Genomic DNA, 16258 nt, shown 5'->3' on the forward strand with positions numbered 1-16258 from the left:
ATTAAATGTTAAAAAAAAGCCGCTTATGCGGCTTTTTTGCTTTAAAATGTTCAGAGTTTTTATATAAAAGTGCGCCCATATGCATACATCAGCAATTTATCAGCAATTAAAAAAATCATTAAATAGCTATATTGAGCAAGGTAACACCGCTTTTACAGTGGCGCTTTCTGGTGGCGTTGATTCTGTGGTGTTGTTGCATTTAATGCGCACTTTAAAAGTAGATAACCCTGCAATTAATGTATCGGCTATTTATGTCCACCATGGCTTGAGCCAGTATGCTGATGACTGGCAACACTTTTGCAAAAACGTATGCATTGAGCTTAATGTGCCTTTTGAAGCTGCGAAAGTTGTTATTGAGCCGCAGTCGCGCACAAGTCTTGAAGCCCAAGCACGCGACGTCCGTTATAAAGCACTTGATGAACTAAGCCCACAAGGCAGCATTATTTTACTGGGCCAACACTTAAACGACCAAGTAGAAACGTTTTTATTGCGCTTAAAGCGTGGCTCAGGTTTAAAAGGGCTAGGTTCTATGTATAAAGAGCGCTTGCTGCAAAGTGGGCGTATATGTTTTAGACCATTGTTAAATGTAGCTCGCAGCGATATAGAAGCGTTTGCAACGCAGTTTAGTGTTAGCCACATAACCGATGACTCTAATACAGATGAAAGTTTTGATCGTAACTTTTTACGCTCAAAAATAGTACCTGTGTTAGCTGAGCGCTTTAATGGGTTTGAACAATGCACTGCACGAAGTATTGAGCTACTACAGCAGCAACAAACATTACTTGATGAATATACTCAGCTTGATTTAAATAAGTGTATTAACGAGCATCAAGCACTTTGCATTGGCCAGATAAGCGAATACAGCGCAGCGCGCATTGCAAATATAGTACGTGCGTGGCTTGCACTATTTACACAAGTGATGCCATCGCAAAAGCAGCTCGAGCAAATTATTAATCAAGCAATGTGCGCAAAAAACGATGCACAAATGCGTATTGATTTGCTCGATGGGCAAATACGTCGTCATCAAGGTTATTTGTATTTTGTAACACCAAGTGAAGTGTTAACAGATATTGAGCTGAATCATTCACAGCTAAAACTGGCAGACGGGCGCTTATTAATTAAAAGCACCGGTTGTGGAGTAAGACCTCCACACGCTAATGAGCAAGTAATAGTGCGTTTTGATTGCAATAGCGCACGCATTAAACCACTTAAAAAGCCTGGTAGTAATACAGTTAAGCATTGGTTTAAAGATGCAAAAATAGCGCCCTGGCTTCGCGCCAGTGTGCCGCTTATTTTTTATAATGATGAATTAGTTCAAGTGGTTGGTTATTTTATAAGTGCTAAGCATATTGATGAAAATGGTATTTTTTGGGAGTGTAAATAAATGAGTAAACAGCCGCATGTTGGTTTGTCGTTAGTTACTAAAGCGCCAGTGGGTATGCTAATAACGGCCGTTATAGCTATTATTGCTAATATTTTACTTGAGCTAAATATAGTTACGCTAGGTTATGCAGTTGCGGGTGGAATTGTATCTGCAGTGCTTTTATTAGCTTATTGGTTAGGTAAAGGTGGATTGTTTTTTATTTTAGGCGTGAGCCTGCCACTGCTTTTAGTATTATTTACACCGCTTGCTACTATTACCGCATTACTTAATTTAATTAGCGGATTCTTTTTTGGTTTCTGTGCCGCGTTGTTTATTTATAAATTGGTAAGTGCAAAGCCTAGCGGGGGAAGCTAGGCTTTTTATTTAATGCAGTTAAGTAAAAACTAATATGCTTTTGCGCAGTTTCTGCCAGATGCTTTTGCTTTGTATAAGCCTTTATCGGCGCGAGCAAATATTTCAGTTTCGCTGTCTTGGCTGTTAGCTAAAGTAAAACCAATACTGGTTGTTACTTTATACTTAGACATTAGAGGCGATTTTCTTACTAAGCACATTATCCGCTCAGCAATCACTTTATTCGTTGTAAACTCAGGGTCTTCAATAAGTAAAGCAAACTCATCACCACCAAATCTAAATACCGAATCAGTGCCGCGTATGCTGCTACACAGTACTTTTGAAAACTCTTTAAGTGTATCGTCACCAATTTTATGGCCAAAGTTGTCGTTAACTTGTTTAAAATTATCTAAATCAAGCAGCATTAAACTAAATGGACGCTGGTAACGACGGCAGTTTTCAAGTTTTTGCAGTAAAAAGTCATTAAACTGACTACGGTTATTTAAGCCTGTTAACGCATCTTTTGTGGCAAGCTTTAGTACTCGGCTATACATCATCGCATTACGAAGTGGATAAACCAGCGCAGTATGCAAAGTATGTAGCTTTTTCTCAATGGCTTGACCAAGTGGGAATTTACTAAAATAAATTAGTTGCCCTAAGTGTTCTTTACCAATCGCCAAATCAAAAATATAGGGTGTACTATTTGTATCACTCTGTGATGTTTGTGTAGTTCCCAGTGTTGACTGAAACTGTAAACCAGAGAAATTTAACAATTGTTTTGTAAATTTTACGTATATAGCTAAAACATCCTCAATCACTAAGCTAGTTTGTAGCTCTGTGACGAGTTTATGTGTTTCTGTTATTTCATTTGTTGGCGAATGTTCAGCCGAAAACGGCAAAAAATCACCGCGACCAGACACACGCTGCGTCAAAATATGGACGTTTTCCATTAAATTCTCCCCCGAGGGTGTTACTTTGCAATTACTAAGCGATTTTTGTGCCATATTTTAAAACTGGCTGAAAAACAGAAGGTTGCTATATTTAAAGTAAGTCCCTTGGTTTAATTGACGCGTGAGGCCGAATTTGCAGAGTATTAACGTTCAAATTTTTGGCTTGCTAGTGGCAGCAGTTCTTTTTGTGTGGTTTTTTAAACGCATTGGCTTGCCGCCTATTTTGGCGTACCTAGCAACGGGGGTTTTAGCCGGTAGTCATGGTATTGGTTGGTTAGCGCAATCTCATGAAATAGAGTTTGTAGCAGAGCTTGGAATTGTGTTTTTGTTATTTAGTTTGGGGTTAGAATTTTCTATTTCGCGGCTAATGGCAATGCGAAGCCTAGTATTTGGGCTGGGCTCGTTACAAGTAGGTATAACCAGCTTACTCTTCATTATTATTTTATATTGTTTAGACTTTTCCCTACTCACCAGTTTTACCATTGGTACAATTATGGCGCTTTCTTCTACGGCTGTAGTGGTTAAGCTATTAAAAGAAACGGGTGAGCTTAATCAGCGCCGTGGGCAATTGGCCGTTGGTGTACTGCTTTTTCAAGATATTGCTGTTGTTCCTCTATTAATAATACTTCCTTTATTTGCCTCAAGCGACCCTCAAAGTATTGGCTGGGCTTTAGCGTTTGCCCTAAGTAAGGGCGCATTTGTATGCGTGCTTCTTTGGGCAATTGGTAAATGGGTATTGCCCATTGTGTTTAAAGAAATAGCGCAAGTACGAACCGATGAGTTGTTTGTGCTTACCACTATATTAGTAGCCTTATTTGCGGGCTTTTTAACGTATATGTTTGGCTTGTCTATGGCATTGGGCGCTTTTTTAGCGGGAATGATGTTAGGTGAGAGCCATTACAGGCATCAGTTAGAGGCCGATATACGTCCATTTCGCGATATTTTAATGGGGCTGTTTTTTGTAACTGTGGGTATGCAGTTGGATATTTTATTTGTACTGGCGCATATAGTAATAATTATTGGCGCATTGCTTGGGTTACTCGTATTAAAAATTACAGTAGTAGCACTTAGTGCGCGGCTAATGCATGAGCGAAACCAAGACTCGCTCGCCTGTGGCATTATGCTGTGGCAAATGGGGGAGTTTGGTTTTGTACTTATCGCACTTGCTGGCCAGCATCAGTTATTAAACTCAGAGCAAGCTTCATTTTTAATTGCCCTTGGTGTGTTATCAATGGCATTTACACCATTTTTGATTGATAAAACGCCATTTATTTTAAAGCGTTTAGGTATACTCGATCGCCCTAGTTTAGCGCTGGAGAGTGAGCCACAAAGTAGTACACTTTATAGTGACCATGTTGTTATTTGTGGTTTTTCGCGTGTTGGGCAAACTATAGCGCGTTTTTTAAAGCCCGAAGCAATAGACTACGTTGCCATTGAAAGTAACCCAATTTTAGTACAAGAAGGCAAAGCGGCAGGTGAGCCTGTTATATTTGGCTATGTTAAACAAAAAGATATTTTAAAGTGCGCAGGAGTAGAGCGAGCTCGCTTGGTTATTATTACTTTTACAGAGCTTGATCACGCACAGGTTGTTATTGATGCCATAAAACAAATAGCGCCCAACGTTAAAATACTTATTCGTACTCGTGACGATAGCCAGTTAGATTATTTAAAAGGGCTAGGCGTAACCGAAGTAGTGCCAGAGTCATTAGAGGCGAGCTTAATGCTCGTGTCGCATGTGTTGTCTATGTCGGGCGTACCGATGACGCGTATTGTGCGTAGAGTAAGTAAAGAACGTCGTAATCGTTATCCATTAATGCAAAGCTTTTACGCAGGGTATTTTAAAGATAGCGAAGATGCCTCAAGTGAACGATTAGAATATTTACATGTTGTAGCGCTACCTCAGCAAGCTTATGCCGTGGATAAAACAATTGAATATCTTAATTTAGAAAAGCGGCGAGTGCTCGTAAAAGCACTGCGCAGAGAAGGAGCCGAAATAGATACGCCATCAGCGCAAACAACATTATTGGCTAATGACGTTTTAGTATTACAAGGTAAACCAAGGCGTGTTGAGCGGGTAGAGCACTATCTGCTCGACGGAATCGAATAGTGACTTAGATTAATCTAACTCTAAAAATTCACGCATCTTAGGCAACTGCGCCATACCGTCTTCATAGCCAATTTGCATTAAATGCTGGGTGTAGCGTTTTTCAAACAATAGGTAGCTGGTTAAACTCGATTGCGAATGCTTTTTAACACCTATGGTACGTAGCAAAACTTTAATAGCCCATGGCATATCGTCGTAATACTGCGCTGCAATGGCGTTAAAGTTTTGCGAAGGGTTAATGACAAAGGTATCTATTTGTTTAAGTTCTTGATGTTTGTCGCGAGCGGGTAATAGCCCTAATGTTCGGTTAACACGAGCCAAACGCTCCAAATCCGATTGCATAGTGTCGGTAAATACACTGTCGAGTAAATGCCCTGCAACAGCAGATAGACCCGGATAATGTGGCGAGTAACCCGGTGGGTGTAATTCTTTGGGTTGGTCGACCCCAATAATAAATATTTTTTCAGCGCCTAAATGAATCGATGGACTCAGCGGAGAAAGTTGATGTATAGAGCCATCCCCAAAGTAATGGTTATAAATATTTACACTTGGAAACACCATAGGGATGGCACTCGATGCCATTAAGTGCTCAACATTGATACGAGTTGCACGGCCTTCGCGTTTAGCACGCTGCCAAGATGTTTGCGTATTAGATTGAAAAAATGCAACAGAGTCGCCCGTTGTATAACTTGAGGCCGTAATAGACAGCGCATCTAAATAATTACGATGTAAATTGCGCTCAATACGGTGTAAATCTAAAATTTCGTTTAATAAACCACGCAGAGGGCGGTTGTTTAGCAAGCTCGCTGGTGGATGGTTAATATGTTCTGACTGAAAGCTCGTTAAAATATTACGCGCAATATGACCAAATACGCTTAAAAAATCACTTTTATAGACCATAGAGGTTGAAAAGTTTTTCCAAACTGATTCAAGCTTTCGTACAGCCAAATGCGCACAGGAGGCGTAACATGCTAACGCAGCTGAGTTAATAGCCCCAGCAGAGGTGCCATTTATTACTCTAAATGGCAATGGAGCGGTACGAGGCATACTATGAGCTAGCGCTTTAAGAACACCCACTTGATAAGCAGCACGTGCGCCACCACCTGTGAGTAATAAGGCAATTTTAGGTTTTTGTGGATCAACTTGCTTGATTTTCATATTGGTGGTTAAACTGTTCTACGTCTTTACTTTATTTATTAACTGTAAGTCTTTAAGCTAGAAGAATCAAAGGATAACTGCCCTAATACTTATTACATTGTTTAATCACCCAATTTAGTACGTAACTTACTTTGCTATAATTGCCGTATTATAAAATGTCATAGTATTTGTGTAAGAATGAATTTAATCCACTTAGCGTACTCTAAGTGATATCGCATTTTAATTTTTATGGAGTTCGTATGTCAGATAAACCAGAAGCATCAGATGTTCAAAAACGTCCACCTAATAACAATATTCTTTTCGCCGTTATTATTTTAATAGTCGTAGCATGTGCGGCCGCCTTCGTATTGCTAACACCCAGTGACGAGCAAGCAACACGCACTGAGGTAGAGCCCACAGTTAAAGAACAACCTATGATGGAGCTTAAACCCGAGAACGACCCCGTGGTAGATGCGCCGTCTGTAAATCCAGAAAAGCCAGCAGAGCTTGAAGTACCAGCACAAAGTCCAAGTGAGCCTGTGCCAGAAGTAGAGCCACTACCAACGCTTAACGAAAGTGATGCAGTTGTTGTTGCTAAAATGGACGAGTACCTAAGCGACTCAGTAATGAGCTTAATGGTGACCGACGATGTTATTCGTCGTGGTGTGGTATATGTAGATAACTTAGCAAAAGGAAAAATAGCTAAAAAGCACATGCCTGTTGTACAGCCAGAAGAAAAATTTAGCGTGAATGAAGGTGATATCTTAACTATTAACCCTAACAGCTACGAGCGTTATACACCGTATGTGAAAATATTTACCAGTATGAGTGCAGCGCAAGCCGTTCGCATGTACGAAGAGTACAAGCCACTTATTAATAATGCATACAGTGAAATTGGTTACGGCGATGACGAGTTTAATCAAACGCTAACCGATGCAATCGATTTATTACTTGATACGCCAGAGCCTGAAGGTGACTTGCCGTTACTTCGTGATTCAGTAACGTACCAGTATGCGTTTTCGGAGTGGGAGCAATTACCAGATGCACAAAAACAGCTTTTACGTATGGGTCCAGAAAACATGAAAAAAGTAAAAGCAGCATTACGTAATATAAAAGCGCAGTTAGAGAACAATTAATACGCACTAAAATAGCTAAATACGCCGCGATTGTATATGAAGTATGCAATCGCACTTTCTTTTTAGATTATCCCTTGAATAACAGAGCAAAAGTAGAGATAATCCCTCCCGCGCCAACCAAGGCCCTCAATGGTAGTCTTATTGGTCCTCTCGCAACACTAGCAGGCGAACCTGGTCAGGCCCGGAAGGGAGCAGCCACAGTTTGTGACGTGTGTGCCGAGATGTGGCTGGTAAGACTGCCACCCAAATTCCTCATTTGGGTGTTTGAACTAATAAACTTAATTCCTCAAAAATAATTCCTCTTATTAAATAATACTATTTATTTATAGATTACTTTATAAATTACTTTATAGATTGTTATGTCATTTTTGTTAAAAATATTACTAATAACTACATGGTAGTATTAATTAAAAGTAAATTAACCTCCCTTTTAAACATGTTGCTCATCCTCGATTCGTAAATACGACTTAAGTCTAGATTGTGTAGTACGAAGTTAGGATTAGAATAATGTCAAATTTAGAGAGGAGCTCAGTATGCACTTGGAACGTATTCGCAATAGTAACCTGCATGACAAGGTGATGCCTGCAGAACAAGCAAGCCAATTTATTAAAGATGGAATGACTGTAGGGATGAGTGGCTTCACTCGTGCCGGAGAAGCTAAAGCAGTACCCAGAGCGTTAATTGAGCAAGTCAAAAAAAATCCAATAAAAATAAATTTAATGACTGGCGCATCTTTAGGTAATGATTTAGATAAACTACTTACCGAAGCGGGCATTTTAGCGCGTCGTATGCCTTTTCAAGTAGACAGTACTTTACGTAAAGCGATTAATAACGGTGAAGTAATGTTTATTGATCAGCATTTATCTGAAACGGTTGAGCATCTACGAAATCATCAATTAACCATGCCTGATGTAGCTGTTATTGAAGCAGTCGCTATTACCGAAGAAGGGCATATTGTGCCAACTACATCGGTAGGTAACTCAGCGAGTTTTGCTATTTTTGCCAAAGAAGTCATCGTTGAAATTAATATGCTGCATAACCCGAATCTTGAAGGTTTGCACGATATATACATTCCTTCGTATCGTCCTACTCGCCAACCAATGCCGTTAGTTAAAGTAGACGACCGTATTGGTAGCACTGCTATTCCTATCGACCCTGCAAAAATTGTTGGTATTGTTTTTACTAACCAAAGCGACTCGTTTTCTACCGTTACCGACCCTGATGAAGATACCGCATCTATTGCGCGCCATTTAGTTAACTTTTTTAAAGAAGAAGTGGCTCAAAATAAATTGCCAGCTAATTTAGGACCGCTACAAGCAGGCATTGGTAACATTGCAAATGCTGTGATGATGGGACTACTCGATTCTGACTTTAAAGACCTAACAATGTACTCTGAAGTACTACAAGATTCGACGTTTGACCTAATTGACGCAGGTAAGCTTAGTTTTGCATCGGGCAGCTCAATTGTGTTGTCTGAGCGTTGTAACGCGCAAGTATTTAATAACTTAGAGCAATACAAAGACAAGCTAGTGCTACGCCCTCAAGAAATTTCGAACCACCCTGAAATAGTGCGCCGTTTAGGAATTATTGCCATAAACACTGCACTTGAGTTTGATATGTATGGCAACGTAAATTCAACACATGTTTGTGGCACGCGAATGATGAATGGTATTGGTGGCTCTGGTGATTTTGCTCGTAATGCTCATTTAGCAATATTTGTGACTAAATCGATTGCTAAAAATGGCGCTATTTCAAGCGTAGTGCCTATGGCGAGTCATGTTGATCATAACGAGCACGATGTTGATATTTTAGTAACCGAGCAAGGATTAGCTGATTTACGCGGTTTAGCGCCGCGTGAGCGAGCGATACAAGTTATTAAGCACTGCGTGCACCCAGATTATCGTGACGATATGTTAGATTACTACAATCGTGCTTGTGAGCGTGGCGGGCATACCCCTCATTTACTTGAAGAAGCGTTTAGTTGGCATATTCGTCTTGAACAACAAGGCAGCATGAAAAAAGTATCTGCAGCAGATGCTCAAGTGCAACTGTCAGCATAAGCATTTTGGTTTATTAAAATTGAATAAGTTAGTTTTATACTTACTTTTAAACCGCACTAGTGTCAGCTCAATCAGCTTTGATTAGTGCGGTTTAATAAAAACTTTAAGCCCAAAATAATTTTATACCTACTCTTTGCATACCTTTCCCAGCCACCTTTTATTATTTTATTTACTTAGGTTTAAGTGCTATTACCGTTATTAAGTGTGTAATGTGTTTATTAAAAAATAGAGATGCTTAAATGGCGTTTGACAGAGGGTTAGAAGAGCGACTTTATGAGTTGTTTAATGCGCGCCACGATTTAGTAGTAAAGAAAATGTTTGGTGGTTTATGTTTTATAATTTCTGAGTATATGTGCTGCGTAATAATAGGCAACAAGCTGATGGTGCGAGTAGGGCCTGAAAACTACAGCGATTGTTTAGCTAAACCCCATGTAACTGAAATGGACTTTACCGGAAAGCCAGTTAAGGGCTTGGTTTATATTTTGCCTGAAGGTTTTGAGTCTGATTTTGATTTAGCATATTGGGTAAATACGTGCGTTAACTTTGTAGAGTCTTTGCCGCCCAAGCCTTTTAAAAAACGACCCGCACTTAAGTAAATTAGCGAAGTATCACCTTAATTAAAATACGCATTGCAATCAAATTACTGGCGCTATGAGCATGAATACTACATAATTGAGCGACTGCTCACTTATGCGCTTTTTACTTAAGTATGATTCATACTATTTCAAAAGACGCTTTGAACACTAGTTTGTAAAGCTGTTTATTAGCACAGCTTTAAATTTTTTAGTAAATAAAAGAGAGAATGTAATGATTAAAGTAAGCGTATTATACCCAAATAATGAAAGTGCTACTTTCGATATGGACTACTACTGTAAAACACATTTACCACTAGTTGCAGAGTTAGTTGGTAAAGCGCTTATATCAAGTAGTGCAGATGCAGGTTTAGCTGGTGGCGCACCGGGCGAAGCGCCAACTTATATTGCTATGGGGCATTTAGTGTTTGAATCGGTAGAATCTTTTCAGCAAGCCTTTGCACCTCATCAAGAAGTAATAGCGGCTGATTTAGTTAATTTTACTAACGTGTCTCCAGTAATTCAAATTAGCAATATTGCTGGGTAAATTACACGCTAAAACTAATTTAAGAATTACTTAATAACCCCTACTGTATTTAATACAGTAGGGGTTTTATTTTAACTGCAATAAAAGGGCTAGCGCTCTGTTTTAAGTAAAATTAGTTCTAATATTTAGATGTATTAAACCCGCTCCTGTGTTGATTATGAAAATGATAAGAGTTATCATTTAGCTTGTTGGCTATCTACACTTCTCCCAGGAATTATCATGTTTAACCCTAATTATTTGGCATTAAGTATTGCTGCGTCTTTATCTGCTTTTTCTAATATGGCATTTGCAGAGCAAAATAACGATATTGAAAAAATAGAAGTAACTGGCCGTGCCCAGCAATTTTACCTAGAAACCGAAAGTAAAATTGGTACTAAAACTAATTTAGATCTTATTAAGCTTCCGCAATCGGCTCAGGTGTTAACAGAGCAACTTATAATTGACCAAGCAGCGCGTGACATTACCGATTTGTACCGATCTATTGCGGGAGTGAGCGAATATAGCTACTCAGGCGTAACTTTTCGTGGTTTTAGAGATGACGCAAATGTATTTTACGATGGTGTGCGTGGCGACCCATATTCGGGCTTTGGTGTACCGCAGTTATTTAATGTAGAACGTGTTGAAGTATTAAAAGGGCCAGCCTCTGCTTTGTATGGCGGTGGCGAACCTGGTGGGATGATTAATTACGTAACTAAAAAGCCAAGCTACACACAAAAACGCGAATTAAAGCTTACTTTGGGTAATTACAACACCCGTGGTGCATCACTCGATATGACGGGTGGTTTAAACGATACAATGGCTTATAGATTGGGTGGTTATTATGAAGAGCAAGACAGCTTTCGTAACAATGCAGACTCAGCTAATACCGAGCTAACAGGCGGATTGTTATTTGATTTAAGTGATTCAACAACCCTAACCACAAGTGTTGACTACATTAAACAAGACCTAGGCGGTAACCGCTTACGGGGCGTACCGGTAGATGATAACGGCAACTTTCTGGTAGATCCTTCGTATAACGCGAACGAATCATTTGACTATCAAGATATGGAAGCTTTGGTGCTTCAAGCTGAGTTAAATCATAGTTTTTCTGATGATTTCTCTGTTAGCACTACTGTGCGATACCTTGATAATGAGCGCGACCAAGCGTATCACGAGTCGCAAAATTGGGTTGACGTAAATGGTGATGGCGTTGCTAATATAGATGATGAAACCATAAGACGAGAATACCGCAAACAGTTTCGAGCAAACGAAGAAATAAGCTTAACAACTGATTTTGTATATAACGTTGAGCAAGGTAATTTAGAGCATCAATTTTTATTTGGTGGCGATTACCATGTGGTAGAAACGCAGTACGATTACTTGCGTGCCCGATATGAGGCTGATGGTGTAGCAAACTTAAATATTTATACACTTAATTACGGTGAAACAGACCCTAGCACCTATAACTTAACCGATTTAGATCGTGATGGTGTAGATACCGATCGCTTTGGTGTATACGCTCAAGATGTTATAAGTATTGGCGAACAATGGACCGTAATTGCAGGCTTACGCTACGATTACTTTAAAGAATTAAATAAGGAAACAGGCTTTAGCTATTCCGATAACGGTGTAACACCTCGCGTTGCAGTAACGTACCAGCCAATAGAAAACACCTCTGTTTACATAAACTACTCTGAAAGCTTTAATCCTACATCGTCGGGCGATCAGGAAGATGTGGTAGACGAGGGTAATTTAGAACCAGAAACCGGTAAGCAAACCGAGCTGGGTATGAAAAACCAATGGCTCGACGGCAAAATAATGAGCACCTTTGCAATTTACCAAATTAATAAAGAAAACGTGGTAATGAGCAACCCTGACGATACGGGAGCGGGAGATGGCATTGCTGCACTTTTAAATATAGGTGAAGTAGAAAGTCGAGGATTTGAAACAACGCTCGTAGGCGATTTATCAGCGCACTGGACCGTAACGGCTAACTACGCTTACAACGATACGCAAGTGGTAGACGGCGTAACGGGTGATACGCTTTCAAATACATTTGGAGACGGTTCGCGCTTTGCTAATGCACCACGCCACCAGGCAGGTTTATGGACTCGCTACGCACTGGATTCGATTGACTCATCAATTGCCTTTGGTGCAAATTACGTAAGTGAGCAACTTAGTACAAGTGGTCAAAAAGTAAAACCATTTACCGTATTTGATATGAGCTGGACGAGTCGCTTTGACGACGTATTACTGAGTGTAAATATTAATAACCTGTTTGATAAAGAATACGCGGTTAGTGGATTTAGTGAACGAAACGGCCACTTTCCCGGCAGCCCTCGCGAAATTATTGGGCAAATAACCTACAAGTTTTAATACTTATTTAGCGCGAGAGTTACTCGCGCTTTGTTTTAAGTATCGCCTTGCACCTTTTTATCACTATTAAATTTAGCTGATTCTTGAGTAGTGTTAATAGCCGTAATAGGGAAGGGGATTACAATACCTTCTTTTTTATAGCGTTTATGCAGGGCTTTTATAAAAGCGGACTTAACCCAAAAGCGATTAAAGTATTCTTTAGCTCTAAGCATTACCGTAAAGTTAATGCTTGATCTATCAAAGGTATGAAAAACCACAAAGGTATTGTAATCATCAACGCCCCATTCGTGTGAAATAAGTATTTCACGAGCTACTTCAAGTGTTACTTGCTCAACAAATTCTAAATCTGAATCGTAATGCACGCTTATATCAACAGGCACGCTTAGCTCTCTTTCAGGATAAAAGTAATTAATAATACGCGATTTAGATAATTGGCTATTAGGTATAATAATCATATTATTAGGTAGCATTTTAACCCATGTAGAGCGCCAGCCTATGTGATCTACAAAGCCTTGCTCCTTAGATTCAAGCTCAATAAAATCGCCCACTCTTATGGGTTTATCTATCACTAGCTGCACGCCAGAAAAAAAGTTTTCGAGGGTAGGTTGTAAAGCAAGGGCAACAGCCAGTGATGTAATACCTAACGAGGCAATAATGGGTGTAATAGAAATACCTAACGTGCCCATTAATACTAGTATTCCTACGGATGATAATGTAACGCGTATCACGCCTTTAATTATGCTTTTTGAATTAAAAACAACGGCAGATTGTTTGCCATAGTAATTAATAGTGCCAATAATAAAGCGGTCTAAAAACATAATAAGTGCAAGCAGCGCTAATACAATATTAATGCTATTAAAAGGGATCTGCTGAGAAATAGAAGTACTAACAATGAAGGTGTCGTGCTCTAAAATGGTGAGCAGCACAATAATTGTGCACAGTGTTAGCGGCTTAGATATTGACTCTATTAGTAAAGTATCGAATATAAACGTGGTCTTTGAAGTCCATTTTTTTAGCCAGTACATTACAAAAAAACGAATTAAAAACAGTAGTATAGCTATAAGTAAAAGAGAGGACGCTGCGCTTAACCAAGGTGTGCTGTTAGAAAATTCCAGCGCTTTATTTAGCATAACTTAAACCTGTTCAATATAGTTTTATATATATTGCAGCAAGTTATGTACCTTTGTTTGGGTAAAGTAGCTGCCGAGTTTAGTCGGCAGCAAATATTATACTTTTTTGGCTAACCACATACCGCCTAGCACGGCTGCAAAAAATAACAAAAACTCCATTTTAAGAGACACCAATTGAACCAAACCCGGGCCTGGGCAAATGCCACTTAAACCCCAGCCTAAACCAAAAAGTACTGAGCCGATAATTAAGCGCGCATCAATTTTTTTTAAATCACTTAAATTAAACGTTCCTGAAAGAAGTGGCTTCTCTTTTTTTGCAACCCATAACCATGTAAGCATCATTATTAGCATGGCAACAGCCATCACTATAATTAAGCTTGCGTCCCATTGGTTTCCATAGGTAAGAAAGTTAATCACTTTAGCAGGGTTTGTCATCCCGCTAATAATAAGCCCTAAGCCAAATATAAAGCCTATAACAACCATCATAATTGCTTTCATTATTTATCCTACAAGGTTTGCTGTAATGAAGGCAACAAGCATAAATGTACATGTTGCAACCCAAGAGCGAGCAGAAAAGCGCGACATGCCGCACACACCATGGCCACTTGTGCACCCATTAGCTAAAGTTGTACCAGCGCCAACTAAAAGTCCAGCAATAACAATAAGCCAAGGCGGTAATTGCAATTCGCCTTCTAATAAAGAAGGCGCAAATACCCTTACAGCCACTCCTGCCAACAATAACCCTAAAATAAAGTATAACTGCCAACGAGAGTCTGAATTTGCTTTAGCGAATACTGACTTAACAATGCCTGATATGCCCGCAATTTTTCCGTATAAAACCAGTAATAACGTACACGCTATACCTATTAATGCACCGCCTATTGCAGCCGATACTGGGGTGAATTCTGTTATCATTTTTAAATTTCCCAAACAATAGAAACGCCTAAACCGGTTTGTTTCATTTCGATTGATAATTGTTGATTAGGCGCTAAGTAGTTAGCACCCGTTACTTTTTTTGCTGGCGAATAAAAAGCCATAGCGTTTAATTGTACCTTGTTGGTAAAAGAATGGCTAAAGCCAGTAGTAAAATGCCACTCTTGAACACCCGGGGCTAAAATATTAAGCAAAACGTTTGATGAAGGAATCGGTTGCTCGGTGTAAGACACCCCAAAACGAATTTTTTGTTGCGATGTACGCTGCCATTGATAGCCAAGCTTATAAATAGTCATATCGTTCCAGCCGAACCCAGCTCCTGCATCAGCCCCTAAAGGCGCTGACATCAAGTTATTAACTGGATTTGCAATACTTTTTACTTCGCTGTAATTTATTTTTTGCCAATCAAACACAACCTGATTACTTGGGGTAAGCTTATAGGCAGCACCAAGTTGAAACGAACTTGGCAGATCAAATCCGCCTTGCTCTGCAAACAAACCTTTATAGCTATCAAACTCTTGCATAGACACTGAAGAGCGGTAACTTGCACCCCAGCTTAATGACGAATTTATATCTTGGCTAATACCCAGTTGAATACCTAGGCCTGTACTTGTATCGGTGCCATTATTTGTAAGCGCTTCTGGCGATTGCGAAAAAGGAGCAAAGCTTCCAAGCCCTTGTGCTTCAAACTGTTGCACCACGTAAATAGGGGATACACCAAGGCGTGTTTGTTCATTCAACTTATAGCTTACTGTTGGGCTAATAAAGAGTTGTTTTAAATCAACGCCTGTTGTACCAGCGTAAAAAGTCCCCTCAGGAGAGGATTCTGCGCCGTACTCGGTATTCATACCGCCGTTGCCATACACTAATAAACCAATATTTACTTTTTCATTTAATTGATGGCCAATAGCAAACTCTGGAATTGCAAATACGGTGTTGTCGCTTTTTTGTGTTTTTGCTTCAAGATAAAATGCGCCAGGGTAAAAAGTATCTACTTTTGATGCAGTATATTTTCGTTCAGGTGAAAAAAGCTCTAAGCCCAGTGATAGCTCTGTTCCGTTAGGTAAAAAGGTTGCTGGATTATTAGCGCCAGACATTAACTCTTCTGACAGCGCTACACCTGCGCCAGCCATGCCTTTGTGGGTCATGCCATAGCCGTGAGTAAAATAACCATTAGTAGCAAATGCACTGAACGAACCTAACGCACACGTTAAAGCTAAGCCTGAAATTAACTGTTTTTTCATTTTAGTAAATACATAAAGTTGGAATGGGCGGACAATAGCTAATTTTTGATATTCTAAAAAGGAATTTAAATAGATTAGTTATAATAAAAGGTAATACGGCAATGGTTATAAAGTTAAAATAAATGAGCGTAGATTGCTATTCAGCCTTAACTTAAGTTAAAAGTTTCGCTAACGTATTGAACTATAGTGATATTTAAGTATGTAATCGGTAGCTATAAACTTTGGTAGTAAAAGCTTGCTGGTAAAAGGAGCGTTTACGCATTAATAGCTGCATAAAGTAGATTTATTATTTAACGTTTAGGTTATTTAAATCGCCATTATTAAATGGCGCTATTGTATGTAAAAGCAAAGCGGCGATTAATATCACCGCTTTTAA

14 protein-coding genes and 1 other RNA gene are annotated in these 16258 nt (G+C 39.4%); 9 read left to right on the forward strand and 6 right to left on the reverse strand.

Annotated elements, in window-relative coordinates; genetic code table 11:
• Window positions 1-79: 79 nt before the first annotated feature.
• Window positions 80-1384, forward strand: coding sequence for a tRNA lysidine(34) synthetase TilS (tilS, locus tag I6E82_RS03625; protein ID WP_197116725.1), 1305 nt, complete (start codon window positions 80-82; stop codon window positions 1382-1384).
• Window positions 1385-1738 (forward strand): hypothetical protein, encoded by a 354-nt coding sequence (locus I6E82_RS03630; protein ID WP_010553734.1) that lies wholly within the window; start codon window positions 1385-1387, stop codon window positions 1736-1738.
• Between the two features lie 29 nt (window positions 1739-1767).
• Here I6E82_RS03630 and I6E82_RS03635 read toward each other — a convergent pair whose 3' ends face one another.
• Window positions 1768-2664, reverse strand: coding sequence for a GGDEF domain-containing protein (locus I6E82_RS03635; RefSeq protein WP_197116727.1), 897 nt, complete (start codon window positions 2662-2664; stop codon window positions 1768-1770).
• Window positions 2665-2797: 133 nt separating this feature from the next.
• Here I6E82_RS03635 and I6E82_RS03640 point away from each other — a divergent pair, with 133 nt between their 5' ends.
• The gene (locus I6E82_RS03640) at window positions 2798-4771 is read left to right on the forward strand and encodes a monovalent cation:proton antiporter-2 (CPA2) family protein (protein WP_197116729.1); all 1974 of its coding nucleotides are present in this window, start codon (window positions 2798-2800) and stop codon (window positions 4769-4771) included.
• Between the two features lie 9 nt (window positions 4772-4780).
• Here the strand turns inward: I6E82_RS03640 and I6E82_RS03645 are convergent, their stop codons facing one another.
• Complete coding sequence (locus tag I6E82_RS03645) at window positions 4781-5926, reverse strand: patatin-like phospholipase family protein (protein ID WP_007584072.1); 1146 nt, start codon at window positions 5924-5926, stop codon at window positions 4781-4783.
• Between the two features lie 239 nt (window positions 5927-6165).
• Between I6E82_RS03645 and I6E82_RS03650 the strand changes: the two genes are divergently transcribed.
• The 6 genes from I6E82_RS03650 (at window position 6166) to I6E82_RS03675 (ending at window position 12575) form a co-directional block, all read left to right on the forward strand.
• Entirely contained in the window at window positions 6166-7041 is an 876-nt protein-coding gene (locus I6E82_RS03650) for a DUF3014 domain-containing protein (protein ID WP_101164364.1), read from the forward strand.
• A 139-nt stretch (window positions 7042-7180) separates the two neighbouring features.
• An RNA gene (gene ffs / locus I6E82_RS03655) (signal recognition particle sRNA small type) lies at window positions 7181-7277 on the forward strand.
• A 297-nt stretch (window positions 7278-7574) separates the two neighbouring features.
• Complete coding sequence (locus I6E82_RS03660; RefSeq protein ID WP_197116731.1) at window positions 7575-9101, forward strand: acetyl-CoA hydrolase/transferase family protein; 1527 nt, start codon at window positions 7575-7577, stop codon at window positions 9099-9101.
• A gap of 239 nt (window positions 9102-9340) precedes the next feature.
• The gene (locus I6E82_RS03665; RefSeq protein ID WP_197116732.1) at window positions 9341-9697 is read left to right on the forward strand and encodes a TfoX/Sxy family protein; all 357 of its coding nucleotides are present in this window, start codon (window positions 9341-9343) and stop codon (window positions 9695-9697) included.
• A 211-nt stretch (window positions 9698-9908) separates the two neighbouring features.
• On the forward strand, window positions 9909-10220 hold the full coding sequence (locus I6E82_RS03670; RefSeq protein WP_002958288.1) for an EthD family reductase: 312 nt from the start codon (window positions 9909-9911) through the stop codon (window positions 10218-10220).
• Between the two features lie 219 nt (window positions 10221-10439).
• Window positions 10440-12575: a TonB-dependent siderophore receptor gene (locus I6E82_RS03675; RefSeq protein WP_197116733.1), complete on the forward strand. Its 2136-nt coding sequence runs from the start codon at window positions 10440-10442 to the stop codon at window positions 12573-12575.
• Window positions 12576-12610: 35 nt separating this feature from the next.
• On the opposite strand, the gene I6E82_RS03680 is transcribed toward I6E82_RS03675, so the two are convergent.
• The 4 genes from I6E82_RS03680 to I6E82_RS03695 all read right to left on the reverse strand — a co-directional run bounded on the left by I6E82_RS03680 (window position 12611) and on the right by I6E82_RS03695 (window position 15882).
• Window positions 12611-13705, reverse strand: a complete 1095-nt coding sequence (locus I6E82_RS03680; protein WP_197116734.1) for a mechanosensitive ion channel family protein — start codon at window positions 13703-13705, stop codon at window positions 12611-12613.
• 96 nt (window positions 13706-13801) lie between these two features.
• Entirely contained in the window at window positions 13802-14203 is a 402-nt protein-coding gene (locus tag I6E82_RS03685; protein ID WP_002958285.1) for a DUF6691 family protein, read from the reverse strand.
• A 3-nt stretch (window positions 14204-14206) separates the two neighbouring features.
• On the reverse strand, window positions 14207-14620 hold the full coding sequence (locus tag I6E82_RS03690; RefSeq protein ID WP_197116735.1) for a YeeE/YedE family protein: 414 nt from the start codon (window positions 14618-14620) through the stop codon (window positions 14207-14209).
• 2 nt (window positions 14621-14622) lie between these two features.
• A complete protein-coding gene (locus tag I6E82_RS03695) occupies window positions 14623-15882 on the reverse strand; it encodes an OmpP1/FadL family transporter (protein ID WP_197116736.1) in 1260 nt (419 codons plus the stop codon).
• Window positions 15883-16258: the final 376 nt, after the last annotated feature.

It is taken from the genome of Pseudoalteromonas sp. NZS11 (assembly GCF_015864765.1).
Lineage (GTDB): Bacteria > Pseudomonadota > Gammaproteobacteria > Enterobacterales > Alteromonadaceae > Pseudoalteromonas > Pseudoalteromonas arctica.

What these genes read in the sequence shown, in the direction of transcription:
- I6E82_RS03665 (WP_197116732.1), top strand. Translation starts at nt 9,341, where the DNA reads ATGGCGTTTGACAGAGGGTTAGAAGAGCGACTTTATGAGTTGTTTAAT.
- I6E82_RS03650 (WP_101164364.1), top strand. Translation starts at nt 6,166, where the DNA reads ATGTCAGATAAACCAGAAGCATCAGATGTTCAAAAACGTCCACCTAAT.
- I6E82_RS03675 (WP_197116733.1), top strand. Translation starts at nt 10,440, where the DNA reads ATGTTTAACCCTAATTATTTGGCATTAAGTATTGCTGCGTCTTTATCT.
- I6E82_RS03660 (WP_197116731.1), top strand. Translation starts at nt 7,575, where the DNA reads ATGCACTTGGAACGTATTCGCAATAGTAACCTGCATGACAAGGTGATG.
- I6E82_RS03680 (WP_197116734.1), bottom strand. Translation starts at nt 13,705, where the DNA reads ATGCTAAATAAAGCGCTGGAATTTTCTAACAGCACACCTTGGTTAAGC.
- I6E82_RS03670 (WP_002958288.1), top strand. Translation starts at nt 9,909, where the DNA reads ATGATTAAAGTAAGCGTATTATACCCAAATAATGAAAGTGCTACTTTC.
- I6E82_RS03630 (WP_010553734.1), top strand. Translation starts at nt 1,385, where the DNA reads ATGAGTAAACAGCCGCATGTTGGTTTGTCGTTAGTTACTAAAGCGCCA.
- I6E82_RS03690 (WP_197116735.1), bottom strand. Translation starts at nt 14,620, where the DNA reads ATGATAACAGAATTCACCCCAGTATCGGCTGCAATAGGCGGTGCATTA.
- I6E82_RS03685 (WP_002958285.1), bottom strand. Translation starts at nt 14,203, where the DNA reads ATGAAAGCAATTATGATGGTTGTTATAGGCTTTATATTTGGCTTAGGG.
- tilS (WP_197116725.1), top strand. Translation starts at nt 80, where the DNA reads ATGCATACATCAGCAATTTATCAGCAATTAAAAAAATCATTAAATAGC.
- I6E82_RS03635 (WP_197116727.1), bottom strand. Translation starts at nt 2,664, where the DNA reads ATGGAAAACGTCCATATTTTGACGCAGCGTGTGTCTGGTCGCGGTGAT.
- I6E82_RS03645 (WP_007584072.1), bottom strand. Translation starts at nt 5,926, where the DNA reads ATGAAAATCAAGCAAGTTGATCCACAAAAACCTAAAATTGCCTTATTA.
- I6E82_RS03695 (WP_197116736.1), bottom strand. Translation starts at nt 15,882, where the DNA reads ATGAAAAAACAGTTAATTTCAGGCTTAGCTTTAACGTGTGCGTTAGGT.